This window comes from Psychrobacter sp. Ps6, from assembly GCF_022129235.1.
Classification (GTDB): domain Bacteria; phylum Pseudomonadota; class Gammaproteobacteria; order Pseudomonadales; family Moraxellaceae; genus Psychrobacter.
The window spans coordinates 1-1405 of sequence record NZ_JADQAI010000018.1 but is presented as its reverse complement, the minus strand read 5'-3'; the positions used below and the strand labels follow the sequence as shown (position 1 = coordinate 1405).

Below are 1405 nucleotides of genomic sequence, written 5' to 3'. Positions count from 1 at the left end.
GAAAGTATAGACTTTCTGAGAGCTAATTATTGATTGGAAAGGGAATGTATAACACATTCCCGTTCTTATTAGATGTCAACCTAAGGGGAGAGTCCTTACACGTTTTGTCGAACGGGTATACAAGGGTGTTTATCGTGAGGTGGAATATGAAGAAAGTAAATGGCAAACATAGCTTTGACGAACAAAAATCTGATAGTAGACATAATCTACTTGGGTAACCTAGTGCGAAAATTGGTATGTCTATTGGTTTTTCCAAAGAGTTTTAAAATTATTGGTACTTAGTTGGAAGTTTAATGCTGGAATATCTGGGTTAGTAAATGTAACTACGTTTGAGTTATTCATGAAAGCTTCGATGATAGTTACTTCGCTTATTGAGTCTAATGGTGTAAACATAAGGAATTCAGAAGTTGTTGTCATATCACACCATGCCGAAAAAAATGCTTTTTTTCCAGAAACAGATAATTCGATGTGAGACGGTAAAACTATAGAATCACACGCATTACGACCATAACCCGCATTGTATGAAAATTGCAGAGTTGTTCTATTCTTGGTTGTTTTAACCATATCAGAAGTCCATGTTTCTCGCCACTTTTGATCTATCTGATTTATATTGTGATATTTTGCCGTTAACGCAAAATTGGACATCGTATTCCATGGGGTAATTTCTGTTTTAATATTTTGAGATGAAGCTAATGATGCTAGAGGAAAAAGTAAGAGTAGTAAAATTTGTTTTTTCATATGATTTCTAATTATGTATGAGATTTAAGTAGTATAGGTTGAATATACAGGATAAGTATATTGCAGAGGCTTAATATACAAACAACGTAAATAATTATATTTTTAACTGTTTGTACCTCATTATGTATTTCTTAATATTAAATTATAGAGTCACGATAATCATCGTTATGATACCTTGTTCGCTATAAGTAATATTATTTTTTGAAGCTTATTGACTCAGCTACACCAGCATAGTATTCAGAAAGAAGTTTTCCGCAAAACTTATTTGTCACACTATTAATTGTCTGTATATTTTCTTTATTAACTTTAACCCATTCATTGGCCTCTGTTATGTTTTTTCTTGCATCAGTCAGCATTCTGCTTTGTACGTAACGAAAATCATCAGCTATCAGATATTGCTCAGGGCCAGATAAAGCAGCAGCTGAACCACAAGCATCAAAGGCGAAATAGACTTGGTAAAAAGTATCGAGTACATTAGCTTTAGATAGCGAGGGTATGAAAAAAACACTAATAAATAGTGATTTTTTGATTTTTATCATAGACATAACTGTATATATTACCTTAATCAAAACTATTCTCGTAATGTTTTGATATTATCGGGATTCATGTTTCTCTGCTCTTTTATTTATTGTGATGCACTTTATAGCGAAAAACACATCAGCAATTT

General features: G+C 32.4%; 2 protein-coding genes. Both read right to left on the bottom strand.

The annotated features are described in order from the left end of the window. Window positions 1–240: 240 nt before the first annotated feature. Window positions 241–738, bottom strand: a complete 498-nt coding sequence (locus tag I3255_RS12920; protein WP_238039184.1) for a hypothetical protein — start codon at window positions 736–738, stop codon at window positions 241–243. A gap of 194 nt (window positions 739–932) precedes the next feature. After that, window positions 933–1283, bottom strand: a complete 351-nt coding sequence (locus tag I3255_RS12915) for a hypothetical protein (protein WP_238039183.1) — start codon at window positions 1281–1283, stop codon at window positions 933–935. Window positions 1284–1405: the final 122 nt, after the last annotated feature.

Bases quoted from the DNA above. Each gene is read 5' to 3' on its own strand.
- I3255_RS12915 (WP_238039183.1), bottom strand. From the start codon at position 1,283: ATGTCTATGATAAAAATCAAAAAATCACTATTTATTAGTGTTTTTTTC.
- I3255_RS12920 (WP_238039184.1), bottom strand. From the start codon at position 738: ATGAAAAAACAAATTTTACTACTCTTACTTTTTCCTCTAGCATCATTA.